The 24787-nt window shown below is 65.5% G+C and carries 25 protein-coding genes; 21 read left to right on the top strand and 4 right to left on the bottom strand.

Features of this window, described 5'->3' with window-relative positions; translation table 11 throughout:
- The first annotated feature begins 38 nt into the window (after nt 1-38).
- Together ybgC and CIT39_RS29205 are read left to right on the top strand one after the other, a co-directional pair.
- On the top strand, nt 39-488 hold the full coding sequence (gene ybgC, locus CIT39_RS29210; RefSeq protein WP_094893331.1) for a tol-pal system-associated acyl-CoA thioesterase: 450 nt from the start codon (nt 39-41) through the stop codon (nt 486-488).
- A gap of 93 nt (nt 489-581) precedes the next feature.
- Nucleotides 582-1049: a nuclear transport factor 2 family protein gene (locus CIT39_RS29205; protein WP_094976808.1), complete on the top strand. Its 468-nt coding sequence runs from the start codon at nt 582-584 to the stop codon at nt 1047-1049.
- A gap of 42 nt (nt 1050-1091) precedes the next feature.
- On the opposite strand, the gene CIT39_RS29200 is transcribed toward CIT39_RS29205, so the two are convergent.
- Nucleotides 1092-1796: a type 1 glutamine amidotransferase gene (locus CIT39_RS29200; RefSeq protein WP_094976809.1), complete on the bottom strand. Its 705-nt coding sequence runs from the start codon at nt 1794-1796 to the stop codon at nt 1092-1094.
- A 40-nt stretch (nt 1797-1836) separates the two neighbouring features.
- Entirely contained in the window at nt 1837-2763 is a 927-nt protein-coding gene (locus CIT39_RS29195) for a LysR family transcriptional regulator (protein WP_094976810.1), read from the bottom strand.
- Between the two features lie 184 nt (nt 2764-2947).
- Between CIT39_RS29195 and CIT39_RS29190 the strand changes: the two genes are divergently transcribed.
- From CIT39_RS29190 to CIT39_RS29150, 9 genes are all read left to right on the top strand, one after another.
- Nucleotides 2948-3871, top strand: a complete 924-nt coding sequence (locus CIT39_RS29190; protein ID WP_244607639.1) for an N-carbamoyl-D-amino-acid hydrolase — start codon at nt 2948-2950, stop codon at nt 3869-3871.
- A 39-nt stretch (nt 3872-3910) separates the two neighbouring features.
- A complete protein-coding gene (locus CIT39_RS29185) occupies nt 3911-4738 on the top strand; it encodes an ABC transporter substrate-binding protein (protein WP_094976811.1) in 828 nt (275 codons plus the stop codon).
- Nucleotides 4735-5592 carry an amino acid ABC transporter permease gene (locus CIT39_RS29180; protein ID WP_162308741.1) on the top strand — a complete coding sequence of 286 codons (858 nt, stop codon included), beginning with the start codon at nt 4735-4737 and terminating at the stop codon, nt 5590-5592. The genes CIT39_RS29185 and CIT39_RS29180 overlap by 4 nt, the downstream gene beginning before the upstream one ends.
- Nucleotides 5589-6353: an amino acid ABC transporter ATP-binding protein gene (locus tag CIT39_RS29175; protein ID WP_094976813.1), complete on the top strand. Its 765-nt coding sequence runs from the start codon at nt 5589-5591 to the stop codon at nt 6351-6353. The genes CIT39_RS29180 and CIT39_RS29175 overlap by 4 nt, the downstream gene beginning before the upstream one ends.
- Nucleotides 6354-6368: 15 nt before the next feature.
- The gene (locus tag CIT39_RS29170; protein ID WP_162308740.1) at nt 6369-7184 is read left to right on the top strand and encodes an ABC transporter substrate-binding protein; all 816 of its coding nucleotides are present in this window, start codon (nt 6369-6371) and stop codon (nt 7182-7184) included.
- Entirely contained in the window at nt 7171-8055 is an 885-nt protein-coding gene (locus CIT39_RS29165) for a polysaccharide deacetylase family protein (protein WP_094976815.1), read from the top strand. Before CIT39_RS29170 ends, CIT39_RS29165 begins: the two co-directional genes overlap by 14 nt.
- Nucleotides 8056-8063: 8 nt before the next feature.
- A complete protein-coding gene (locus CIT39_RS29160) occupies nt 8064-8714 on the top strand; it encodes an aspartate/glutamate racemase family protein (RefSeq protein WP_094976816.1) in 651 nt (216 codons plus the stop codon).
- 213 nt (nt 8715-8927) lie between these two features.
- Nucleotides 8928-10511: an ABC transporter substrate-binding protein gene (locus CIT39_RS29155; RefSeq protein WP_094976817.1), complete on the top strand. Its 1584-nt coding sequence runs from the start codon at nt 8928-8930 to the stop codon at nt 10509-10511.
- A complete protein-coding gene (locus CIT39_RS29150) occupies nt 10508-11881 on the top strand; it encodes an amidohydrolase family protein (RefSeq protein WP_094976818.1) in 1374 nt (457 codons plus the stop codon). The genes CIT39_RS29155 and CIT39_RS29150 overlap by 4 nt, the downstream gene beginning before the upstream one ends.
- 198 nt (nt 11882-12079) lie before the next feature.
- Here CIT39_RS29150 and CIT39_RS29145 read toward each other — a convergent pair whose 3' ends face one another.
- On the bottom strand, nt 12080-13000 hold the full coding sequence (locus tag CIT39_RS29145; RefSeq protein ID WP_094976819.1) for a LysR substrate-binding domain-containing protein: 921 nt from the start codon (nt 12998-13000) through the stop codon (nt 12080-12082).
- Between the two features lie 269 nt (nt 13001-13269).
- On the opposite strand from CIT39_RS29145, the gene CIT39_RS29140 reads away from it, so the two are divergent.
- From CIT39_RS29140 to CIT39_RS29095, 10 genes are all read left to right on the top strand, one after another.
- Entirely contained in the window at nt 13270-14304 is a 1035-nt protein-coding gene (locus tag CIT39_RS29140) for an ABC transporter substrate-binding protein (protein WP_094976820.1), read from the top strand.
- 26 nt (nt 14305-14330) lie between these two features.
- Nucleotides 14331-15371, top strand: coding sequence for an ABC transporter ATP-binding protein (locus tag CIT39_RS29135; RefSeq protein WP_094976821.1), 1041 nt, complete (start codon nt 14331-14333; stop codon nt 15369-15371).
- The gene (locus CIT39_RS29130; RefSeq protein ID WP_094976822.1) at nt 15368-16243 is read left to right on the top strand and encodes an ABC transporter permease; all 876 of its coding nucleotides are present in this window, start codon (nt 15368-15370) and stop codon (nt 16241-16243) included. Before CIT39_RS29135 ends, CIT39_RS29130 begins: the two co-directional genes overlap by 4 nt.
- Nucleotides 16240-17049, top strand: coding sequence for an ABC transporter permease (locus CIT39_RS29125; RefSeq protein WP_094976823.1), 810 nt, complete (start codon nt 16240-16242; stop codon nt 17047-17049). Before CIT39_RS29130 ends, CIT39_RS29125 begins: the two co-directional genes overlap by 4 nt.
- Nucleotides 17050-17057: 8 nt before the next feature.
- A complete protein-coding gene (locus CIT39_RS29120; protein WP_094976824.1) occupies nt 17058-18194 on the top strand; it encodes an NAD(P)/FAD-dependent oxidoreductase in 1137 nt (378 codons plus the stop codon).
- 26 nt (nt 18195-18220) lie between these two features.
- Nucleotides 18221-18517: a (2Fe-2S)-binding protein gene (locus tag CIT39_RS29115; protein ID WP_094976825.1), complete on the top strand. Its 297-nt coding sequence runs from the start codon at nt 18221-18223 to the stop codon at nt 18515-18517.
- Nucleotides 18514-19932 (top strand): FAD/NAD(P)-dependent oxidoreductase, encoded by a 1419-nt coding sequence (locus CIT39_RS29110; RefSeq protein WP_094976826.1) that lies wholly within the window; start codon nt 18514-18516, stop codon nt 19930-19932. Before CIT39_RS29115 ends, CIT39_RS29110 begins: the two co-directional genes overlap by 4 nt.
- Nucleotides 19929-21050, top strand: a complete 1122-nt coding sequence (locus CIT39_RS29105; protein ID WP_094976827.1) for an NAD(P)/FAD-dependent oxidoreductase — start codon at nt 19929-19931, stop codon at nt 21048-21050. The genes CIT39_RS29110 and CIT39_RS29105 overlap by 4 nt, the downstream gene beginning before the upstream one ends.
- A gap of 15 nt (nt 21051-21065) precedes the next feature.
- On the top strand, nt 21066-21413 hold the full coding sequence (locus CIT39_RS29100; protein ID WP_094976828.1) for a RidA family protein: 348 nt from the start codon (nt 21066-21068) through the stop codon (nt 21411-21413).
- A 167-nt stretch (nt 21414-21580) separates the two neighbouring features.
- Nucleotides 21581-23194: an ABC-F family ATP-binding cassette domain-containing protein gene (locus CIT39_RS29095; RefSeq protein ID WP_094976829.1), complete on the top strand. Its 1614-nt coding sequence runs from the start codon at nt 21581-21583 to the stop codon at nt 23192-23194.
- A 189-nt stretch (nt 23195-23383) separates the two neighbouring features.
- On the opposite strand, the gene CIT39_RS29090 is transcribed toward CIT39_RS29095, so the two are convergent.
- Nucleotides 23384-24718 (bottom strand): dicarboxylate/amino acid:cation symporter, encoded by a 1335-nt coding sequence (locus CIT39_RS29090; RefSeq protein WP_094976830.1) that lies wholly within the window; start codon nt 24716-24718, stop codon nt 23384-23386.
- Nucleotides 24719-24787: the final 69 nt, after the last annotated feature.

Below are 24787 nucleotides of genomic sequence, written 5' to 3'. Positions count from 1 at the left end.
AAAACGGGCCGGTTGCAAAAAGCGAAGAGGCTCGCGACGTGACTGCCCATCTCGACGGCGAGATCCGCGACGGCCGCCACCACATGCAGGTCCGCGTCTATTACGAGGACACGGATTTCTCCGGCATCGTCTATCACGCGAACTATCTGCGTTACATGGAGCGCGGCCGCACCAATCATCTCAGGCTGATGGGCGCCGAGCAGCAGGCGCTGTTCGATCAGGTGGAGACCGAAGGCGCGGGCTTTGCCTTCGTGGTGCGCTCGATGCATCTGGATTTCCTGAAACCCGCGCGGATGGACGACGTGCTCGACGTCGTGACCTGGCCGGTTGCGGTAAAGGGCGCCTCGATCATGCTGGCGCAGGAAGTCCGTCGCGGCGAGGAGGTTCTGGTGAAGGCCGAGGTCCGCGTCGCCTTCATCAGCGGCGGCCGCGCCCAGCCGATCCCGAAATCGATCCGCGCCTTGATGAAGGCCGATTTGATTTCGTGATCGCCCGATAAGTGATCACCCGATTTGTGGTGGCCTATCGACTCCACCAATCGGGGCGATAGATTGCGGCCCCGACCAACCGATGAGGCCATCATGTCGCGCCCGCCGCTTCCGCCCTTCACCCGTGAGACCGCCGCGCAAAAGGCCCGCATGGCCGAGGATGCCTGGAATTCACGCGATCCGGTGCGCGTCTCGCTCGCCTATACTGAGGACAGCCGCTGGCGCAATCGCTCCGAGGTCTTGCAGGGTCGCGAAGCCATCGTCGCGTTCCTCACCCGCAAATGGGAGAAGGAGCAGGACTACCGCCTGATCAAGGACCTCTGGGCCTTCGACGAGAACCGCATCGCCGCGCGCTTCCAGTACGAATGGCACGACGCCGGCGGCCAGTGGTATCGCTCCTACGGCAACGAGCAGTGGGAGTTCGACGAGCACGGCTTGATGAAGCGGCGCGAGGCGTCGATCAACGACATCGCGATCGCGGAGAAGGACCGCCGGTTTCACTGGGCCGCGCCCGGGCCGCGGCCCGCGGATGTGCCGGGATTGGGAACGGATCCGTTCTGAGGTGCTTCCTCTCCCTCTGCCCGCAAGCGGGGCGAGGTGAAATCAGCGCCTCGCCAGGAACCTCGTGATCGCCCCGCCGAGCTTGGCGCTGTCCATCGGCTCCGCCAGCGACGCCCTTGCCGTCGCGACAATTTCCTCCGGCACCTTGCCGTCACGCAGCTCGCAGCACACTTCTGCAAACGCCAGGTCGAACTCCGGATGCGGCTGCACCGTCAGCGTGGTGCCGTTGGCGTAGAGGAGGGCGGCATGCGGGGTGAAGTCGGACGAGAGGATCGTGAGCGCGTCGTTGGGCGGCTCGATCACCTGATCCTGATGTGAGGCGGCGATCGCGACCTCCTCGCCATCGACGACGCCGTTCTCCGGCAGCACCCGATAGACGTGCCGGCCGATGCCCCAGCCCTTCTCGGATTTGCGCACGGTGCCGCCGAGCGCCTGCGCGATCAGCTGATGACCGAAGCAGATGCCGACCATCGGCGTCTTGTTGGCGTAGGCGGTGCGGACGAAATCCTCCAGCGGCGCGATCCAGTCGAGCCCGTCATAGACGCCGGCGGCAGCACCGGTGATCAGCACGGCCTCGAGCTTGCCCGGATCGGGAAGCGCGTCGCCGTTCGGGATGCTGACGACGTCCACCGTAGCGGTCGGGTCCTCGGCGCGGACCATGCGTTCGAACATGTCCGGGAACGAGCCGTGCTGCTCGCGATATTTTTGCGGGACCTGCCCGGTCTCGATGATGGTGATGCGTGCCATGTGCCCTCCCCGGTCAAAGGCTGCGCGCGCAGGCGCAAGCTCAATCGATTCCTGCCCCATGTTGCTGGTGTGGCGCTGTGCGTTCCAGCAGCGAGCTTTCCTTGCGAACTTCGCTGAGAAAGGCCTTGGCCAGGCGGGAGAGCGGCTCGGCTTCCGACCATAGCATATAGGCCACCGCGTGCGTGGTCGGCGTGAACGGCCGGACCACGAGACCGCTGCCGCCGTTCTGCAACGGCGAGTAGGGATCGACCACCGCGGCGCCGACGCCGGCGGCCGCAAGCACGCAGGCCGTGTTGCAGTAGCGCACCTCCACCGTCGGCCGGAACGGCGCGCCGGCACGGGCAAAACTGTCACGCACGGCTTCGCCAAGCCGCGTGCCGCGCTCGAGCCCGATGAAAGGCAGGCCCGACAGATCCGCGGCCGAGATCACGGGCTTGTCGGCGAGCGGGTGCTGCGGCGGCAGCACGCAGACCATCTCGCCGGTGTGCACCACCTCGTGCGCGATGCCGGGATGATGTGTCAGCCCGAGCGCGAAGCCGAGCTCGGCGACGCGGCTGAGCACGCCCTCGATGATGCCCTCGTAGCGCCGCACGTCGAAGAACATGCGCGTCTCCGGGCGGCGGCGCAGGAAGCTGGAGAGCGCCGATGGAATGATGCTGTAGGCCAGCGGCGGCGTCGCCACGATGGCGAGATGCCCGGAGCGGTTCTCGCGCAGATCGCGCACGCGGTTCTCGAGCTTTGCATGCAGCGCGAAGATCGCCTCGCTCTCCTTGTACAGCGCCATCGCTTCCGAGGTCGGAAACAGCCGGTTGTTGACCCGCTCGAACAAGGCGAAGCCCGCCTGTGCCTCCATCGTCTTCAGCGCGTTGCTGACCGCGGGTTGCGACAGCGCCAGCTCATCCGCGGCCGCGACCGTGGTGCGATGGCGGATGACGGCGCGCAGGATTTCGAGCTGACGCAGGTTCATATCACTGCCGATTATACTCAAGGCCAAAACATCATAGCAGAACGAATTGATTTTGCAGCCCCGCTCGCCCGTAATGGCCGCGGATTTGCACGTCGCATCAAAGGGTTCAGTCGCCCATTGAGGCAGCACTGCGCACAGATTGGAGGCAATCTTGGTTCGTGTTCTTCGCGCCGCCGCAGCACAAATGGGGCCGACGCAAAAAGCCGATACGCGCGAGCATACGCTGAAGCGGATGCTCGACATGCTGGAGGAGGCCGCTGGCCGCGGCGCCAACCTCGTGGTGTTTCCCGAACTCGCCTTCACCACCTTCTTTCCGCGCTGGTTGCTCGAAGGCGCCGAGCTCGACCATTATTTCGAGCGCGGCATGCCGAACCCGGCGGTGGCAAAACTGTTCGACCGTGCGCGCGCGCTACGCGTCGGCTTCTATGTCGGCTATGCCGAACTGACGCCGGACGGCCGCCGCTACAATTGCGCCATCCTGGTCGATCGCGACGGCGAGATCCTCGGCCGCTATCGCAAGGTGCATCTGCCGGGCTCGGTGGAGCCACGGCCGGGCGCACGTTACCAGCAGCTCGAGAAGCGCTATTTCGAATATGGCGACCTCGGCTTTCCCGCCTTCCGCGCCGGCTCGGCCTGGGCCCATGCCATCATGGGCATGATGATCTGCAACGATCGGCGCTGGCCGGAATCCTGGCGCGTGCTCGGCCTGCAGGGCGTCGAGCTCGTTTGTATCGGCTACAATTCTGCCGCCTACGATCCCAATGGCGGCACCACCGAAGACGGCGCACTTCGCACCTTCCACTCGACGCTGGTGACGCAGGCCAACGCCTACATGAACGCGACCTGGGCGATCTCGGTGGCCAAGGCGGGCGAAGAGGACGGCTCCGGGCTGATCGGCGGCTCCTGCATCGTCGATCCCAATGGCCGCATCGTCGCGCAGGCGCAGACGCTCGCCGATGAGGTGATCGTGGCCGATATCGATCTCGACCTGTGCCGCCAGGGCAAGGACAAGATGTTCAACTTCGCCGCCCACCGGCGGCCGGAGCAATACCGGGTGATCACCGAACGTGCCGGCGTCATCGAGCCGGCCGTTCTCGATGCGGATTGATCTCAAACGGCCGGTCGCGGCGTTGGCAAAGGAGCTGACATGACACGCCTCTCGCAATTCCTCGGTTTCGCAGCCTTGGCTGCCGCGACGTCGGCGCAGGCGGCCGAGCTTCCGGCGGAGATCAAGCAGGCGGGCACGCTGAAGCTCACGGTCAACTCCACCTACGCGCCGATGGAATACCGCGATCCCGCGACCAACGAGCTGGTCGGGCTCGACATCGATCTGGCCAACGAACTCGCCAAGCGGCTCGGCGGCCTCAAGATCGTCTGGAGCGAGACGCCGTTTGCCGAGCTGATCCCCTCGCTCCAGACCAGGCGCGCCGATTTCATCATCTCCGGCATCTCCGACCGCGCCTCGCGGCGCGAGACCGCCGATTTCGTCGATTACCTCGCAACCGGCCCGCAGTTCTTCGTGATGGCGGAGAACGAGGCCAAGGTTGCGACCGATCTCTGCGGCAAGAAGGTCGGCACCACCCGCAGCACCAGCTTCCCAGTCGAGATCGAGAAGTGGAGCAAGCAGAATTGCGAGCCGGCCGGCAAGCCTGCGATCCAGTACGTCCCCGGCGAAAACTCGATCGACGTCCGCAACCAGCTCAAGCAGGGCCGCATCGACGCCGCCGTACAGGGCAGCGAGACGCTGCCTTACGCGCAAACGCAGGAGCCCGGCAAATACCGCGTCGTCGGCGAGCCTTTCGCCAAGGGCTATCAGGGCATCATGTTCCGCAAGGACGATGTTGCCTTGCGCGAGGTCGTGACCGAGAAGCTTGCCGCCATGATCGCCGATGGCGCCTACAAGGCGGTTCTCGACAAATGGGGCCTGGGTGCCAACGCGGTCGCCCAGCCCATGCTGAACGCGGCGCCGCAATGAAGCCGGCGCCGGCACTCGCGGAAGGTTTCCCCGATCTGTCCGGGATGCAGATCGCGCGCGAGCCGCACTGGTTTCGCTGGCTCAGCGCCGCGCTGATCATCCTCGTGCTCGCCGCGATCGCGCGCGCGTTCGCGAACGGCCAGATCGAATGGTCCTATGTCAGCCGCTTCCTGACCGCAAAGGTCATCCTCGAAGGCATCGTCAACACGATGGTGATGGCGGTGCTGGCGATGGCGCTCGGCATTTTTCTCGGCATCGTCGTGGCGGTCATGCGGCTGTCGCCCAACCCGGTGCTGCAGACGGTCGCCGCCGGCTACACTTGGCTGTTTCGCGGTACGCCGCTGATCCTGCAACTCTTGCTGTGGTTCAACCTCGCGCTGGTATTCCCGACCATCGGCATTCCCGGCCTGTGGTCCGCACGCGCCGTCGACGTCATGACGCCGTTCCTCGCCGCGCTGCTCGGGCTCGGCATCAACCAGGGCGCCTACACCTCCGAGGTGATGCGCGCCGGCATGCTGTCGGTCGACATCGGGCAGTATGAAGCGGCGCAGGCGATCGGCATGGGGCGCTTGCGCGCGCTGCGGCGGATCGTGCTGCCGCAGGCGATGCGCGTGGTGATCCCGCCGCTCGGCAACGAATTCATCGGCATGGTGAAGGCGACCTCGCTTGCGAGCGTCATCCAGTATCCGGAATTGTTGCACAATGCCGAAAACATCTATTACGCCAATTCCCGCGTGATCGAGCTCCTGATCGTCGCCGGGCTGTGGTACCTGCTCGTAGTCTCGATCCTGACGCCGCTCCAGATGCTGCTCGAACGCCGTTTTGCGCGCGGCACGTTGCGGCTCGCGCGATGACAAAGCCTCTCGTCGCGATCCGCTCCGTCGCCAAGAACTTTGGCGAGTTCCAGGCTCTCAGGAGCGTCTCGCTCGACGTCTGGCCCGGCGAGGTGATGTGCCTGATCGGCGCCTCCGGCTCCGGCAAGACCACGCTGCTCCGCTGCATCAACCAACTCGCTGCAATCGATGCCGGCGGCATCTGGCTCGACGGCGAGCTGTTGGGCGTGCGCGAGCAGGGTGGGCGGCTGCATCGGCTCAGCGAACGCGAGATCGGGCGGCAGCGCTTGAAGACCGGCATGGTGTTCCAGCGCTTCAATTTGTTTCCGCACAAGACCGCGCTGGAGAATATCACCGAAGGTCCGCTCCAGGTGCAGGGCCGCAAATCTGACGAGGTTCGCGCGGAGGCGCTCGACCTGCTGCGCCGCGTCGGATTGTCCGCGAAGGCGGACGCCTATCCCGCGCAGCTCTCCGGCGGCCAGCAGCAGCGCGTCGCGATCGCGCGGGCGCTGGCAATGAAGCCGATGCTGATGCTGTTTGATGAACCGACCAGCGCGCTCGATCCCGAGCTCGTCGGCGAGGTGCTCGCGGTCATGAAGGAGCTGGCGAAGAGCGGCATGACCATGATGGTGGTGACGCACGAGCTCGGCTTTGCCCGCGAGGTCGCCGACCGGGTCGTCTACATGGACCAGGGCGCGATCGTCGAGCAGGGGCGCGCCTCGGACGTATTGGGTGCGCCGCGCGAGGAGCGCACCAGGGTTTTTCTTTCGGCTGTGATCTAGAATGGGGGCGTGTTGATGAAGAGATTTTTGGTGGCGGCGGCGCTTCTCGGCGCCATGAGTGTTCAGGCTTTAGCGATCGAGCTGCCGGCGGAAGTCGTCAAGCGCGGCAGCATCAAGGTTGGCATCGTGCCGAACTATCCGCCGATGGAGTTCCGCGATCCCGCCACCAACGCGTTGTCCGGGTTCGATGTCGAGCTTGGCGAGGCGATCGGCCGCAAGCTCGGCGTCAAGATCGAGTGGCAGGAGACCAGCTTTGCCGAGTTCATGCCGTCGATCGCGACGGGCCGGGTCGATGCAATCCTGTCAGGCTTCACCGACTATGCGAGCCGGCATGAGACCGCGACCTTTGTCGATTATCTTCGCAGCGGTCCGCGCTTCTTCGTTCAGCAGTCTCGCGCGGCGGAGTTCAAGGATGCCGCCGCGCTCTGCGGCAAGAAGGTCGGCGCCAGCCGCCGCACCATGTTCCCCGCGCAGATTGCCGCCTGGAGCGAGAAGAACTGCGGCGGCAATGCGATCGTGTTCGTCGGCACCGACGGCTCGGCGGATGCCCGCACCCAGCTCAAGCAGGGACGCATCGATGCCGCCGTCCAGGGCGACGAGACGCTGCCCTACATCATGGATCAGGAGCCCGGCGCTTATGTGCCGATCGGCCAGACCCTCGCGCAGCAGTTCACCGGCATCGCCTTGCCGGTCAAGGAAAAGGCGCTGCAGCAGGCGATGCTGGAGGCGGTCGACGCGCTGATCGCGGACGGCACCTATCGTACGCTGCTGGCGAAATGGAAACTGAGCGATAACGCAATAGAGAAGGCGACCATCAATGCTGGACAGTAAGGCACTCCAGAGCATCCCGCTCGTCCCGGCCAACACCGCCGATTCCGCGCCGGACTATCCCTGGCCGAAGCCGTACACATCCGCGATGTTCCTGTCGTTCGACGTTGACGCCGAGAGCGCCTGGACCAGCAAAGACGCCGTGCACGCCCAGCGGCTCATCACCATGAGCTATGGCGGCTTTGAAGCGCGGGTCGGCACGCCGAAGCTGCTGGAGCTGCTCGACCAGCTCGATCTCAAGGCCACCTTCTTCGTCACGGGATGGTCGGTCGATGCGCATCCGGCGATGGCCGAATCGATCCTCAAGGCCGGCCACGAGATCGGCCACCACGGCTATCACCATCTGCTGCCCGATCCGGGCGATCCGTGGATCGAGGAGGAGCTGGAGCGCGGCTTCGAGGCGCTGAAGCGCCGGCTCGGTGTCAGGCCGACCGGCTATCGCGCGCCTTATGGCGAGTTCACCGAGGAATTGCGTGTCGCGCTGGTGCGCCACGGCATCGTCTACACGTCCTCGTTCCGCGACGATGTCAGGCCCTATCGCCATCGTCTTGCGGACGGCAAGCCCGGCACGATCGAGCTGCCGGTCACCGCGAGCTACGACGACTGGATGCATGGCCTGTCGGCGCGCTTCAGCCCGCGCTCGATCTTCCCGAGGGAGCACGTGCTCTCGATCTGGAAAGACGAGCTCGACGAAACAAGGGACTGGGGTGCGATGGTGACGACGGTGCTGCATCCGCAATGCAGCGGTCGTCCGATGCGGCTGCGGCTGTTGCGCGAGTTCCTGACCTACGCAAAGTCCTGCCCGGACGTCTGGATCACCACCGGCGAGAAGATCGCGGAGAACTTCCTGCGCCATGAGGCCGGTAACCGCTAGAGAGCGCCATGACCCGCATCCTCGTCATCAACCCGAATTCCTCGGCGTCGGTTACGGCGGCGATCGACGAGGCGGTCACGCCACTGCGGATCGCCGGCGGGCCTGACATCGAAGTGGTCGGCCTTGCCGAGGGGCCGCCCGGCATCTCGTCGCAACGCGATGCCGATAGCGTCGTGATGCCGCTGGTCAATCGCGTCTCGCGCGACGATGCGGATGCCTTCGTGCTGGCCTGCTTCAGCGATCCCGGCCTGCATGCGGTGCGCGAGGCGGCCTGTGGCCGCCCCGTGCTGGGCATCGCCGAATGCGGCATCTTTCGCGCGCTGGTGCTGGGCGAACGTTTCGGCATCATCGCGTTGTCGCCGTCGAGCATTCGGCGCCAGCAACGGATGGTGCGGGTCATGGGCGTCGACGGCCGCTATGCCGGAAGCTGGTCGGTCGGCGCGAGCGCGGCCGAGACGGCAGGTGCCGATATCCGGGGACGGTTGATCGAAGCCGGCCGCGCGCTGGTCACACAGTGCCGCGCCGACGTCGTGGTGATGGGCTGCGCCGGCATGGCCTCGCATCGTGCGGCAATCGCGGATGCGATCGGCGTGCCCGTGGTCGAGCCGGCGCAGCATGCGGTCGCCGCTGCGATCGGCGCGGTCTTGCTCAACACGTGACACGTCAGATGATGCCGTTCGATGTCTGGAAACATCTCAACCGCGCGCTCGCTGCACCTCTCCCGCTTGCGGGAGAGGTCGGCGCGCAGCGCCGGGTGAGGGCTCTCTCCTCTTGGGGGTTCTCGTCCGTCGAGACACCCTCTCCCCAACCCTCTCCCGCAGGCGGGAGAGGGAGCGCACCTCTGCTGTGGTCAAATCTGGAGCTCTGAACTAATGCCCATCTCTCGCCGCTCGCTCCTCAAGGCCGCTGCTGCCGTTCCGGGGCTGTCATTGCCGGGCATCGTCCGTGCTGAATCTCAATCCACGCTGCGCTTCATTCCCGTGATCGATCTCGCCTTCGTCGATCCGATTTACTCGACCGCGCAGGTGTCGCGAAACCACGGCTTCATGGTCTACGACACGCTCTATGGCATGAGCGCCTCGCTCCAGGTCTCGCCGCAGATGCTGTCGGGGCATGTGATCTCCGGCGACCAGCTCCAGTGGGACCTCAGCCTGCGCGACGGCCTGTTCTGGCACGATGGCGAGCGGGTGCTCGCGCGCGACTGCGTCGCCAGCATCCGCCGCTGGGCGGCGCGCGACGGCTTTGGCGGCGAGCTGATGGAGGCGACCGCCGAGCTCTCGGCAGCGGACGACCGCACCATCCGTTTTCGTCTCAAGCGCCCGTTCCCTTTGCTGCCGCAGGCACTCGGCAAGGCCGCGATCAATGCCTGCTTCATGATGCCGGAGCGGCTGGCGAGCCAGGATCCATTCAAGCCGCTGACCGAAGTCATCGGCAGCGGTCCGTTCCGCTACCTCGCCGACGAGCGCGTGCAGGGCGCGCGCAACGCCTATGCCAAATTCGAGCGCTACCAGCCGCGCACCGACGGCAAGCCGGATTGGACCGCGGGTCCGAAGATCGTGCATTACGACCGCGTGGTCTGGACCACCACGCCGGACGCCGGCACCGGCGTTGCCGCACTGCAGACCGGCGAGCAGGACTGGCAGGAGACCACGCCGCACGATCTGTTGCCGGTCATCAAGGCCGCCGGCGACATCGAGACGCACATCCTCGATCCCAGAGGTTACGCCTGCATGCTGCGCCTCAATCACCTGCAGCCGCCGTTCGACAATCCGGCGGTCCGCCGCGCGCTCTTGGGTGCGATCGACCAGTCCGCGTTCATGACGGCGGTCGCCGGCGTCGATCCCGCGTTTCAGGTCTCGCCGATCGGCTACTTCGCGCCCGGCACGCCGATGGCGAGCGAGGTCGGCCTCGATGTGTTCCGCGGGCCGCGCGACTACGCCAAGGTCAAGGCCGACCTGAAGGCTGCCGGCTACAATGGCGAGAAGATCGTGGTGCTCGTGCCCACCAATTCGCTGGCGCAGAAGCCGCTCGGCGAGATCGCTGTGGACTCGCTGCGCAAGGCCGGCATGAACGTCGAATATGCCGGGCTCGATTTTGCCGTCGTGCTGCAGCGCCAGCTCAAGAAGGATCCGGTCGGGCAGGGCGGCTGGAGCGCCGCGGTCGGCAATTGGCAGGGTATCGATTGGCTCAATCCCGCCGGCAACACCAACATCCGCGGCGAGGGCAAAGTCGCCGGCTGGTATGCGAGCACGAAGATGGGCGAGTTGCGCAGCCAGTGGCTGGCGGCTTCCGAGCTCGCGGAGCAGCAGCGCATCTGCCGCCAGATCCAGGCGGTGGCGTTCGAGGAGATTCCCTACATCCCGATCGGCCTGTACAAGCAGCCGACCGCCTATCGCAAGGCCATCACCGGCATTCTCGACGGCACCGCCGTCTTCTGGAACGTACGCCCCTCATGAGCACGATCGCAATCTTCGGCAGCTACGTGCTGTCACGGAAAGACGGCGCGCAGGATGTGCTGCGCGACCATTGGGTCCTCGTCGAAGGCAAGAGGATCGCCGCTGTCACGCGCGACAAGCCGCGCGCGGACGAGGTCTATGACCGTCCCGGCCGCTTCGTTCTGCCGGGGCTGCTCAACCTGCACAATCACTGCTTCAGCGAGGCGGTGGCGCGCAGCCATACCGAAGACGGCAACGGCCGCAAGAACAACCAGAGCATCGTCTACACGGTGCTGTTGCCGCTAACCAAGCGCGGCGCCGATATCCTGTCGGCGGAAGAACGCATGGCGGTGGCGCGGCTCGGCATCCTCCAGCTTCTCAAGGGCGGCGCCACCACGGTGATGGAGCCGTTCCGAAATTCGATCCCTGAAATGTTCGATGCCGCCGAGGAGATGGGCATCCGCTTCTACGGCGCGCCCTATCTGTTCTCGACGTCGGATGCCAAGGCCGGCCCTGACGGCGTGGTGCAATATTCCGGCGATGACGGCGCCGCCGACATGGCGACGTGGGATGCGCTCTACCAGCGCTGGAACAATCGCGGCGATGGCCGCATCGGCCTTGCCATGAGCCCGCATGCCACCGACACTTGCGGTCCCGACCTGCTGAAGGCCTGCGCGACGCGGGCGCGCGAGCTTGGCGTGCCCATCACCACGCACATGGCGCAGAGCCGCGCCGAGGTCGAGACCATCGGCAAGCGCTATGGCGGCCGCACGCCGGCGCAATATCTGGACTGGCTCGGCCTGCTGGCGCCCGACCTGATGGCAGCGCACTGCATGTTCAGCACGGACGACGATCTCAAGCTGATGGCCGCGCGCGGCATGACCGTGCTGAATTGCCCGCGCGTGTTCGCGCGCGCCGGTGTCACCGCGGCGTTCAGCCGATTCGCCGAGCACGGCGTCCGCACCGTGGTCGGCACCGACGGCTACAACATGGATCTGCTCGGTGAGCTCAATGCGGCCTCGCTGATCTCCAAGACCACCTCGCAGCGCGCCGATGTGGCCAATTCGCCCGAGCTGATCGAAGCGAACACGGCGGTGGCCGCCGATGTCATCAAGCGGCCCGATCTCGGCCGGATCGAGCCCGGCGCGACGGCTGATCTCACCGTGGTCGATTTCACCCATCCGCATCTCCAGCCGCTGTTCGATCCCCGCCGCGCGCTAATCGCGCTCGCCAACCGCGCCAACATCGATCAGGTCATGGTCGATGGCCGCGTGCTGATCGACGCCGGGCGCTATCTCGGCGCCGGCGAAGCGGCGATCACGGCAGCAGGCAGCGCCGCGATCGGCAGGATCTGGGATTTGCCGGAGGCGCAGGCCGCATTCAACGGCTGAGCATCGTTTTCGAAGCCACGAAGCAGGTGCGCTCCCTCTCCCGCTTGCGGGGGAGGGCTGGGGTGGGGGTGCTTCCGCGTCGGGATTGTTTGAGATCTGCTGAGAATGTCCTTGGGTGGAGAGAGCCCCCACCCGGCGCTTCGCGCCGACCTCCCCCGCAAGCGGGAGAGGCTGCAGCGAGCCCGCGGCGAGATCGTCTTAATCTAAAGGACTTCCCGGCAGGTTGTCGAACTCGACGAGTGACTTGCGCATGGTCTCCACCAGATCGAGCGCGACCGGCGAGGGGCTGCGTTGTGCGGGAAACACCGCGGAGAACTCGAAATCGATGCGTGGCAGGAAGCGGCGCACGACGACGCCGCGGGTCGAGAATTCCTGCGCAGTGAAGGGATCGCAGATCGCGACGCCCAGCCCCGACGACACCATGCCGCACATGATCTCGGACAGCGCAGTCTCCACCCGCAGCACGCGACGGACGTCGTGACGGTGGAAGATCTGGTCGACGAGGTGCCGGCTCGACGATCCCGCCGACAGCGAGATGAAGGTCTCGCCCTCGAAATCATGCGGCTCCAGAACTTCCTTTTCCGTGAGGCGATGACCTGTCGGCAGCACCGCGACGCGTGCAGGGGCGGGCAGCCGCAGGCTCGGCAGGCCGGAATGCGCGATCGGCACCTCGGCAAAGCCGACGTCGCACTGATTGTTCAGCACCCAATCGACCACGATCGGCGAGATCACGCCGAAGAAGGCCAGGTTGAGATTCGGCCGCTCCTTCAGGAAGTGACCGGTGAGTCGCGGCAGATAGCCGTTCGACAGTGCCGGCAGTGCTGCGATCCGCAGCGAGCCGGTGCGGCGGCCGCGAATTTCTTCGGCCGCGGCCGTGATCCGTTCGAGGCCGACGAAGGAGCGCTCCACTTCGGTGTAGAGCGCCATTGCCGCGGCGGTCGGCACGAGGCCGGTGCCGCGCCGCTCGAACAGCTCCATCTTCAACAGCGCCTGGAGGTCGCGCAGCAACCGGCTCACCGCCGGCTGCGTCACCGTCATCAGCGCCGCCGCCTCGGTGACGCTGCCGGTCAGCATGGTCGCGCGGAAGGCTTCCACCTGCCGCGAATTGATCCGCGCCATTCTCAATCCGTCCATAACATTTAGGCATACAGAGGTTGCCATTATTCATTGGACGATGGAAGTATAGGTTGCGATCTTTTTCATCAGGACTGGAGACAGCCCGCTTTTTCGGCAGATTGGAGGAGTTCAAACCTCCAGATCGCGCCAAAACCCGCCGAACAGGGGCCGGAGCCCTGTCCGGGCGGATTGGCGCGGAAGGAAATGCGGCAGGCGCCTCAGTCGGAGATTTTGGGCACGTCACCTCATCCCGGTATTGGAGATCGGACCATATGAAGACTCTCAGCCTTCTGACCGCGGCCAGCATCGCAGCGCTCATTGCCGTCCCATCGGCCGCATCGGCCCAGCAAAAGACGCTCTACGTCGCCGGCTATGGCGGCTCGTTCGAGAAGACGATCCGCGACGAGGTGATCCCCACTTTCGAGAAGGAGAACGGCGTCAAGGTCGAATACGTCGCCGGCAACTCCACCGACACGCTGGCAAAGCTCCAGGCGCAGAAGGGCAATCAGCAGATCGACGTCGCCATTGTCGATGACGGCCCGATGTACCAGGCGATTCAGCTCGGCTTCTGCGGCAAGCTCGAGGGCCTGCCGGCGGATCTCTACGACACCGCGCGCTTCAAGGATGATCGCGCCGTCGCCATCGGCATCGTCGCCACGGGCCTGATGTACAACACCAAGGTGTTCAAGGAGAAGGGCTGGGCGGCGCCGACCTCGTGGAACGATCTCAAGGACACGAAATACGCCAAGCAGCTGGTGATCCCGCCCATCAACAACACTTACGGTCTTGAAGCGCTGGTGATGCTGTCGAAGATGAACGGCGGCGGCGAGACCAACGTCGATTCCGGCTTCAAGATCTTCAAGGAACAGATCAATCCGAACGTGCTCGCCTACGAGCCGTCGCCGGGCAAGATGACCGAGCTGTTCCAGTCCGGCCAGGCCGTGATCGCGGTGTGGGGCACCGGCCGCGTGCAGAGCTTTGCCAATACCGGCTTCCCCGTCGACTTCGTCTACCCGAAGGAAGGTGCTGCGACGCTGCTGACGACGGCGTGTCCGATCACCAAGCCGAACGCCTCGCCGCTGGCGTCCAGCTTTGTGAAGATGCTGCTCGATCCAAAAATCCAGCTGGTGATGCTGAAGGAATACGGCTACGGCCCGGTGCTGAAATCGCTGGTGGTGCCGCCGGAGTTCGGCAAGATGGCGCCGATCGGCGAGCGCGCCGCCAAGCTCTATAATCCGGACTGGACCGTCATCAACGAGAAGCGCGAGGAGTGGACCAAGCGCTGGAATCGCGAGGTCGAGCGTTGATCTGATCGTCGCAGCGGAGACAGCGTATGGCCTATCTCGAGCTCGATCGGGTCGCCAAGCAGTTCGGGGCGCAGACTGTGGTCGACGACTTCAGTCTCGCCGTGGGCAAGGGGGAGTTCATCTCCTTCCTCGGCCCCTCCGGCTGCGGCAAGACGACGACCCTGCAGATGATCGCGGGCTTCCTCGATCCCACCCGCGGCGCGATTCGCCTGGAGGACAAGGACCTGACCGCGATCCATCCGGCCAAGCGCGGCCTCGGCATCGTGTTCCAGAGCTACGCGCTGTTTCCGCACATGACCGCGGCGGAGAACGTCGCCTTCGGTCTCGAGATGCGCAACGTGCCGCGCACTGAAAGAGCCGAGCGCGTCCGTGCCGCGCTGGCGATGGTCGGGCTCGCCGGCTTCGAGGACCGCCATCCCCGCCGCATGTCCGGCGGCCAGCAGCAGCGCGTGGCACTGGCGCGTGCGCTGGTGATCAAGCCGAGCGTGCTGCTGCTCGACGAGCCCTTGTCCAACCTCGACGCCAAGCTGCGCGAGGAGATGCAGATCGAGCTGCGCCAGATCCAGCGCACCATCGGCACCACCACGATCCTCGTCACCCACGATCAGAACGAGGCGATGTCGCTGTCCGACCGCATCGTGGTGATGAGCCAGGGCAAGATCGAGCAGATCGGCACGCCGCAGGAGACGTACGAGAAGCCAGCCTCGGCCTTCGTCTCGCAATTCCTCGGCAAGACCAACGATTTTGCCGGCACGATCGACCGGACTGTCGTGCCCACGCAGCTAGTGGCGGGTTCCTGGCGCGCGCCGGCGCCGGCTGTTCTCACTGGCCCCGTCATCGTCAGCATTCGCCCTGAAAGAATCGGCTTTGGCGATGCAGGGCTCAGCGCAAAAATCATCACGCGCATCTTCCAGGGCAATCACTGGCTGTTCCAGTGCGACAGCGAATGCGGCCCGGCGATCGTGATCCGCCAGAACGACGGTCAGGCGCAGCCGGCCGAGGGCGATGCGGTTCGCCTCGTCTGGCGGCCGGAGGACATGAGCGTGCGCGCGAGGGCGGTCGCATGAGCGCGGTCGCCGAGGAACGCAGCGCTCGTGCGCCATGGGCGCTCACCGCGCCCGCCCTGATGCTGTTCGTCGGCGTGCTGCTGATTCCGCTGGCGATGACGGTGATGCTGTCGTTCCACGATTGGGGCCAGTACAAGGGCATCGAGCCGGTCTTCATCCTGAAGAACTGGCACGAGATCGCGACCGATCCCTATTACGCGGAGATGTTCTTGCGGACGTTTCGGATCGCGATCCTGACCACGCTGCTCACGGCCCTGCTCGGCGCGCCCGAGGCCTACATCCTCAACCGCATGGACGGCCGCTGGAAGAGCTTCTTCCTGCTGGTCATTCTCGGGCCGCTCCTGATCTCCGTGGTGGCGCGCACGCTCGGCTGGGCGCTGCTGTTCGGCGGCAACAACGGCCTCGTCAACAAGCTCCTGATGTCGCTCGGGGTGATGCGCTCGCCAATCCCCTTCATGTTCACCGAAACCGGGATGGTCGTCGCGCTCGCGCATGTCATGATGCCGTTCATGGTGCTGTCGGTGTGGGCGGCGCTGCAGCGGCTCGATCCGCAGATCGAGAACGCCGCGATGTCGCTCGGCGCCGGCCCCGTCACCATCATCCGCCGCATCATCATGCCGCAGATCATGCCGGGCGTGCTGTCGGGTGCGATCATCGTATTCTCGCTCTCGGCCAGCGCGTTCGCGACGCCGGCAATCATCGGCGGCCGTCGGCTCAAGGTCGCGGCGACGCTGGCCTATGACGAGTTCCTCAACACATTGAACTGGCCGCTCGGTGCCGCGGTCGCAACCCTCCTGCTGGTCGCGCTGGTCCTGATCGTCGTCGGCAGCAACACGCTGATCGAGCGGCGCTATGCGGAGGTGTTCCGATGAGACGGAACGGTCCGCTCGCGCTGGTCTTCCATGCCTTCTTCGTCATCGTGATGGTGGCGCCGATCCTCGTTGTCTGCCTCGTCGCCTTCACGCCCGAGGGCTTCCTCTCGCTGCCGACCAACGGCTTCTCGTTGCGCTGGTTCAGGGCGATCGCGAACTACCCCGAATTCATCCAGGCTTTCTGGGTCAGCCTCGGCCTCGGCGCGCTCTCGTCCTTCGTGGCGCTGCTGTTTGCCGTGCCGGCGGCGCTGGCGATCGCGCGCTATCGCTTCCGTGGCCGCGATGCGCTCGCCGCGCTGTTCCTGTCTCCGCTGATGATCCCGCATGTCGTGCTCGGCATCGCCTTCCTGCGCTTCTTCACCTCGGCCGGCCTCGGCGGCAGCTTCGCCGCTCTGATCATCGCGCATGTGATCATCGTGTTTCCGTTCGCGTTGCGGCTGACGCTGGCGGCGGCGACCGGCATGGACCGCACCGTCGAGATCGCGGCGGTCTCGCTCGGCGCCGGGGGCTGGACGCTGTTTCGCCGCGTGACCTTGCCGTTGATCCTGCCCGGCGTCATCAGCGGCTGGGCGCTCGCCTTCATCCAGTCCTTCGACGATCTGACCATGACCGTCTTCCTCGCCGCACCCGGCACCGAGACGTTGCCGGTGCGCATGTTCCTTTATATCCAGGACAACATCGATCCGCTGGTGACGTCGGTCTCGGCCTGCGTGATCGCTGTGACCATGACCGCCCTCATTCTGCTCGACCGCTTCTACGGGCTCGACCGTGTGCTCGCCGGCAAGAGTGGCGACACCGGACGATAGGAGAACTTATGTCAGGGGATTACGACGTCGCCGTCGTCGGTGGCGGGTTGCTCGGCTCCGCCATTGCCTGGGGCCTCGGCCGGCTCGGCAAGAAGGTCGCCGTGCTCGACGAAGGCGACATCACCAAACGCGCCTCGCGCGCGAATTTCGCGCTGGTCTGGGTACAGAGCAAGGGCCTCGGGATGCCCGCCTATACGGTCTGGACCGTGCAGGCGTCGCAAGCGTGGAGCAGGCTTGCTTCCGAACTGAAGCAACAGACCGGCCTGGATGTCGCGCTTCAGCAGAACGGCGGCTTTCATCTCACGCTCGGCGAGGACGAATTCGCCCAGCGCGCCGAGCTGGTCAATCGCATGCACAACCAGGCCGGTGCTGCCGACTACAAGATGGAGATGCTCTCCGCATCCGAGGTGAAGAAGTCGCTGCCGCTGATCGGGCCGGAAGTGTCCGGCGGCAGCTATTGTCCGCTCGACGGCCACGTCAATTCGCTGCGGACATTTCGCGCGTTTCATACCGGCTTCAGCGACTTCGGCATCGACTATTTTCCGGAGCGGCCGGTCTCTGCGATCAGCAAGAGCGGCGGCGAGTTCAGCCTGACGACCCCGAAGGGCGAGCTGCGCGCCGCGAAGATCGTGCTTGCCGCCGGCAATGCCAATCAGTCGCTCGCGCCGATGGTCGGCCTCTACGCGCCGATGGGCCCCACGCGCGGCCAGGTCGTCGTCACCGAGCGCACCATGCCGTTCCTCCCGCATCCCCTGACCACGATCCGCCAGACCGACGAGGGCACGGTGATGATCGGCGACAGCAAGGAAGACGAGCTCGACGATCGCGCGCTGAAACATTCGATCAGCGCGGTGATGACCGATCGCGCGCAGCGCATGTTCCCGCATCTCGCGCGGCTCAACGTGGTGAGGAGCTGGGCTGGCATCCGCGTCATGCCGCAGGACGGCTTTCCGATCTATGACCAGTCGGAGACCCATCCCGGCGCCTTCGTCGCCTGCTGCCATTCCGGCGTGACGCTCGCCTCCAACCATGCCTTCGAGATCGCGCGCATGGTGGTGCAGGGCGCGCTCGAGCCGGAGCTGGTCGGCGCGTTCTCCGCGAGCCGTTTTGGCGGCGCGGGCGCCGCCAACAGTAGCGGCTATTAGAGATTCAAGGAGCCCAGAGGCATCCCATGTTCAAGCGATCCGAACAGGACAAACGTCCGCAAGTGCAGATCTTCGTCGATGGCGTCGCCGTCGCGGCGCGGCAGGGCGACACCGTCTCCGCCGCGCTGCTGGCCTCCGGCGTCGATGCGCGTCGGTCGACCGCGGTCAGCGGCGCGCCGCGGCTTCCTTACTGCATGATGGGCGTGTGCTTCGACTGCCTCGTCACCATCGACGGCGTCGGCAACCGCCAGGGCTGCCTCGTGCCTGTGGCCGAGGGCATGCAGATCGAAATCCAGAAGGGCAAGCGGGAGATCGGAAGATGAGTGTGGCTCCCAAGCGCGAAGACTATGACGTCGTGGTGATCGGCGCCGGGCCTGCCGGCCTCGCCGCCGCGGTGACTTCTGCCGAAGCCGGCCTCTCGACGCTGCTGCTGGACGAGAATGTTGGCCCGGGCGGTCAAGTGTTTCGCGCGATCTCCTCGACGCCGGTGACCGATCGCAATCAACTCGGCGCCGATTATTGGGTCGGTGCCGACCTCGTGCAGGCGCTGCGCGCGAGCAACGCGGAGGTCATCCATCGCGCCACGGTCTGGAGCCTCGATCGCAATCTCGAAATCGCGGTCTCGATCGGTGGCGCATCCGCCTTCGTCAAGGCGAAGCGCGTGATTCTCGCGACCGGCGCGCTGGAGCGGCCGTTCCCGATTCCCGGCTGGACGCTGCCGGGCGTGATGACCGCCGGTGCCGCGCAGACCATGTTGAAATCATCGGCGTTGGTGCCGGATGGGCGCACGGTCATCGCGGGGCAGGGGCCGCTGCTGTGGTTGCTTGCCGCGCAGATCCTGCGCCTCGGCGGCCGCATCGACCGAATTCTCGACACCACCGAACGCGGCAATTATTTCGCCGCCCTGCCTCACGCCTTCGCCTTCCTGACCTCGCCCTATTTCGCCAAGGGCCTGTCGATGATGCGCGAGGTGAAGGCGAAGGTGCAGGTCGTCTCCGGCGTCACCGAGCTTGTCGCGGCCGGTGATGGTCAACTCGCGAGTGTGAGTTATGTCGCCGGCGGCAAGCGTGAGACCATTTCGGCGGAATTGCTGCTGCTGCATCAGGGCGTCGTGCCCAACGTCAATCTGGCGATGTCCGCTGACGTCGAACATCGCTGGGACGATCTGCAACTGTGCTGGTCGCCGGTGCTCGATGCGAGCGGCAACTCGTCGGTCGCCGGCATTGCGATTGCCGGTGATGGCGCCGGCATTGGCGGTGCAAATGCCGCCATAGTTCGTGGCCGCATCGCGGCGCACGCCGCTGTCGAGGCGCTGGCGCCCGCTGCGGCTGCGAAGCTGCCTGCGATGGCAACGCTCCGCGCCGATCTTGCCAGGGCCGAACGCGGCCGCGTCTTCCTCGACACGTTGTTCCGCCCCGCGCCGCAGTTCCGTATTCCCTCCGGTGACACCATTGTGTGCCGTTGCGAGGAGGTCACGGCGAAGGACGTGCTCGATTCCGTCGCGATCGGCGCAACCGGGCCGAACCAGCTCAAGGCCTATCGCCGCACCGGCATGGGCCCCTGCCAGGGCCGGCTCTGCGGCCTCACCGTCACGGAGCTGATGGCACAAGCGCGCGGCAAGAGCCCGCAGGAGATCGGCTATTACCGGCTGCGTGCGCCCGTGAAGCCGATCACGCTCGCCGAGCTTGCTGCCGTTCCGAAGAGCGAGGCCGACGTCAAGGCGGTGGTGCGCGGATGAGCCGAAACGTGGATGCGATCGTCGTCGGCGGCGGCATCCACGGATGCTCGACGGCGCTGCATCTGTGCCTCGCCGGCCTGAAGCCGGTGCTGATCGAAAAGGACTATGCCGGCCGCCATGCGTCCGGCGTCAACGCCGGCGGCGTTCGCCAGCTCTCCCGGCATATCCCTGAGATCCCGCTCTCGATCCGCTCGATGGGAATCTGGGAGAAGATCAAGGATCTTCTGGACGACGATTGCAGCTTCGAGAGCCACGGCCAGGTGCTGGTGGCCGAAAACGAGGAGGAGCTCGCGGTCTGCCGCGCGCGCGTGGCCGAACTCAATGCGCTCGGTTTCACCCATGAAGAGCTGATCGACGCGACCGAATTGCGACGGCTGGTGCCGGCGGTTGCCGAGACCTGTCCCGGCGGCGTGGTTTCGCGTCGCGACGGCGCCGCCAATCCGGCGCAGACGACGACGGCGTTCCGGCGCAAGGCCCAGCTGCTCGGCGCGACCGTGCGCGAGGGCGTCGCCGCCAGCAACATCCGGTACAGCGACGGGCTCTGGCACGTCGATGTCGGCGTTGAAACCTTTGCCGCGCCGGTGCTGGTCAACGCCGCCGGCGCCTGGGCCGGCAAGATCGCGGCGGCACTCGGCGAGCCGGTGCCGGTTGAGACCGTCGCGCCGATGCTGATGATCACTTCGCGCGTGCCGCACTTCATCGACCCCGTCGTGATCCTGCGCGGACGCAAGCTCTCCTTCAAGCAATTCTCCAACGGCACCGTGCTGATCGGCGGCGGCCATCTGGCAACGCCGTACCAGGATCGCAACGAGACGGTGCTGGACTGGAAGAGCCTTGCGACCAGCGCGCGCACCGTGTTCGAGCTGTTTCCGGTGATGCGCAGCGCGACGATCGTCCGTGCATGGGCCGGGATCGAGGCGAAGATGAAGGACGATATTCCGGTGTTCGGTCCGAGCAGCCGCCACAAGGGCCTCTATCACCAGTTCGGCTTCTCGCTGCACGGTTTTCAGCTCGGCCCCGGCGCCGGTGCTGTCATGGCCGAGCTGATCGTCAACGGCGGCACCCAGACCCGCATCAGCGATCTCGGCATCGACCGTTTCCATCCCACGACGCTCTAGCAACAAGAGGATATCATGAGCATTACCCGCAGCATCCGCACGCCCATCATGCACCGGGCCGTCGAGGCCAATGGCTTCGTCTTCCTCGGCGGCACCATCGCCGACGACACCTCGGTCTCGATGGGCGAGCAGACCCGCAACATCCTCGGCAAGATCGCCGGCTATCTGAAGGAAGCGGGAACCGACAAGAGCCGTGTCGTCAGCGCCTCGATCTTCGTCACCGACCTCTCCATGAAGAAGGAGATGGACGCGGCCTGGACCGAGTTCTTCGGCGATAATCTGCCGACCCGCGCCACCGTCGGCGTGGCCGATCTCGGCGGCAGCGCGCTGATCGAGGTGGTGGTGACCGCGCTCAAGGGCTGAGGGTGCGGGCCGACCGGGACGTCAGCGCTTCATGCGCTGTCGTCCTCCCGGACCCAGCTTGATCTCGCTCTTCGATAGGGTTAGTTAGAGGATCTCAATCAGGAACTTCGCAGCCATGGATCTTACCCCGACCGCAAAGCCCATCCGCCTTGCTCACGGGGAATTCCATGCCTGCTTCAATCATCCTGTCGAATCTCTCGCTGTCCACGCCTGACGGCCGCGCTCTCTTTTCCAATATCGATCTGACGTTCGGCGCCGAGCGGACCGGTCTCGTCGGCCGTAACGGCGTCGGCAAGACGACGCTGCTTGCGTCGATTTCCGGGGAGCATGTTCCCCAGTCCGGGCGTGTTCTGATCAACGGCACCATCGGCCTGCTGCGCCAGGACGTTCAGGTCCTCAAGGGCGCGACCGTGGCCGACCTGTTCGACGTGCAGCCGGCGCTGGAGCTGCTGCGCCGCGCGGAGCGGGGCGACGCCTCGGCCGACGACATCGCCGCAATCGACTGGACGCTCGAAGCGCGGCTGGAGACCGCTCTGGCGCGCGTCGGGTTCGAACTCGCTTCCGATACGGCGCTGTCCTGCCTGTCCGGCGGCCAGATCACGCGCGTCCGCCTCGCCGCGCTGGCCTTTGCCGAGCCCGACTTCCTGCTGCTGGATGAGCCCACCAACAATCTCGACCGCGACGGCCGCAACGCCGTGATCGATCTCCTTGCGGCCTGGCGCGGCGGGGCGATCGTCGTCAGCCACGACCGGAACTTGCTCGAATCGATGGATGCGATCGTCGAACTGACGTCGCTGGGTGCGACACGATACGGCGGTAATTGGACTAGTTATCGCGAGCAGAAGGCAGTCGAGCTCGCGGCCGTCAGGCACGATCTCGCGGATGCGGAGAAGCGTCTATCCGAGCTCGACGGGAAGGCGCAGGAGGCCGCGGAGAAGAAAGCGCGCAAGGACAGCGGCGGCAGGAAGAAGCGCGCCAAGGGCGACATGCCGCGCATCCTGGCCGGCGCGCGCAAGGACCGCAGCGAGGATACTGGCGGCAAGCATGCGCAAATCGCCGAGCGGCGGCGCGCGGAAGCGCTGGAAACTGTCGACACGGCACGTCGCCGCATCGAGGTTCTTCAACCGCTGTCGGTCAAATTGCCCGCGACTGGTCTGCCGGCGGGCAGGGAGTTGGTTTGGCTCGACGGCATCAGCGCCGGCTATCGGCCGGAGCAGCTGGTTTTCCGTGACCTGTCGTTCTCGATCGTCGGTCCGGAGCGCGTTGCGCTGGTCGGGCCCAACGGCTCGGGCAAGACAACGCTGCTGAGACTCATTGCGGGCGAGTTGCGTCCCGCCGCGGGTACGGTGCGGGTCAGGCCCGACTTCGCGCTGTTCGACCAGAACGTCAGCCTCCTCGACCCCGCGCTCTCCATCCTGGAAAACTTCGGCCGTCTCAATCCAGCGGCGGGCGCAAATGTGTGCCATGCCACGCTGGCCCGGTTCATGTTTCGCGCCGATGCCGCCTTGCAGGTCGTCGGCAGCCTGAGTGGCGGGCAACTGTTTCGCGCGGGCCTTGCCTGCGTGCTCGGCGGGACGAGGCCGCCGTGGCTGCTGATCCTGGATGAGCCGACCAACCATCTCGACATCGAGTCCATCGAAGCCGTTGAAGCTGGTTTGAGAGCCTATGACGGCGCGCTGCTCGTCGTCAGCCACGACGAAGCGTTCTTGCAGGCGATCGGGACTACGCGGCGGATCAATCTCGCCGCCAAGGTGCTGCATATCCATGGCCGGATCATCTGATCCCGCTTGGCGGTTTCGGATACGGCAGTGATTTTCAAAAACCCGACGCCCTGCCCCCAGCGCGTCGGGTAGAAAAAATGAGTATCAATCCGTGATCCCAATCCGAGTGTTGTGACGCGTACCGCATCAATTTACTACTCCGGGAGACTACCGCGTTGGAACCCGGCCTTGCGTTCCCCGTGCGTAGGTCTATGAGGCCGCGCTGCCACCCGGCTCCAGCGCTTCGCCGCTCTCCAGCGGATGGGCCATGGTCTCGTGCAGCGCATTGCGATCGAGCTCGCCTTCGGAGATGCTGATGACGACGCAGGCAACGCCATTGCCGATCAGGTTGGTCAGCGCGCGGCATTCGCTCATGAACTTGTCGATGCCGACCAGGATCGCGATCGACTGGATCGGGATGTCAGGCACGATCGACAGCGTCGCGGCGAGCGTGATGAAGCCGGCGCCGGTCACGCCGGAGGCGCCCTTCGAGGTGATCATGGCGATGCCCAAAATGCCGAGCTCCTGCCAGATCGTCAGATGGGTGTTGGTCGCCTGCGCCAGGAACAGCGTCGCCAGCGTCATATAGATGTTGGTGCCGTCGAGGTTGAAGCTGTAGCCGGTCGGGATGACGAGGCCGACCACCGAGCGCGAGGCGCCGAGATGCTCCATCTTCTGGATCATCTGCGGCAGCACCGTCTCCGAGGACGACGTGCCGAGCACGATCAGGAGCTCGTCCTTGATGTAGGCGATGAAGCGCAGGATCGAGAAGCCGGCGAGCCGCGCGATAGCACCCAGCACCACGACCACGAACAGGATGCTGGTCAGATAGAACGTGCCGATCAGGGCGGCGAGATTGAGCAGCGAGCCGAGGCCGTAGGCGCCGACGGTGAACGCCATCGCGCCGAAGGCGCCGATCGGCGCGACGCGCACGATGATGCGGATGATGCCGAAGAACATCTTCGCCGCCTTGTCGATCGCATCCGCAATGGGCTCGCCGGCCTTGCCGAGAAAGGCGATGGCGAAGCCGGACAGGATCGAGACCAGTAGCACCTGCAACAGGTCGCCGCGCGCGATCGCGCCGACATAGCTGTCGGGAATGATTCCCAGCAGATGGGCGACGATGCCGTCTTCGTGGGCCTTGGTAACGTATGACGCCACCGATTTCGGATCGATCGTGGCGGGATCGATGTTGAAGCCGTGCCCGGGCTGCAGCACCTCGCCGACCAGCAGGCCGATGGCGAGCGCGACGGTCGAGACAGTCTCGAAATAGATCAGCGACTTCAGCCCGACCCGGCCGACGCGCTTGAGGTCGCCCATCGAGGAGATGCCGTGCACCACGGTGCAGAAGATCACAGGCGCGATCATCATCTTGATCAGCGCGATGAAGCCGTCGCCGAGCGGCTTCAGGGCCTTGCCGAGATCGGGATAGACATAGCCGATCAGCACGCCGAGCGCGATCGCGATCAGCACCTGGACGTAGAGCACCTTGTACCAGGGCTGGTGCCGGGGATGGATGGCTGGCTGGATCGCGACTTGTGTCATAGAATGGCCCCGGAACGCATTGATTTTGCGTGATTTCGAATTTGCATGCCTTGCATCATGTGATGGTCG

It is taken from the genome of Bradyrhizobium symbiodeficiens, from assembly GCF_002266465.3.
GTDB lineage: Bacteria > Pseudomonadota > Alphaproteobacteria > Rhizobiales > Xanthobacteraceae > Bradyrhizobium > Bradyrhizobium symbiodeficiens.
This window is presented reverse-complemented; position numbering and strand designations above follow the sequence as displayed.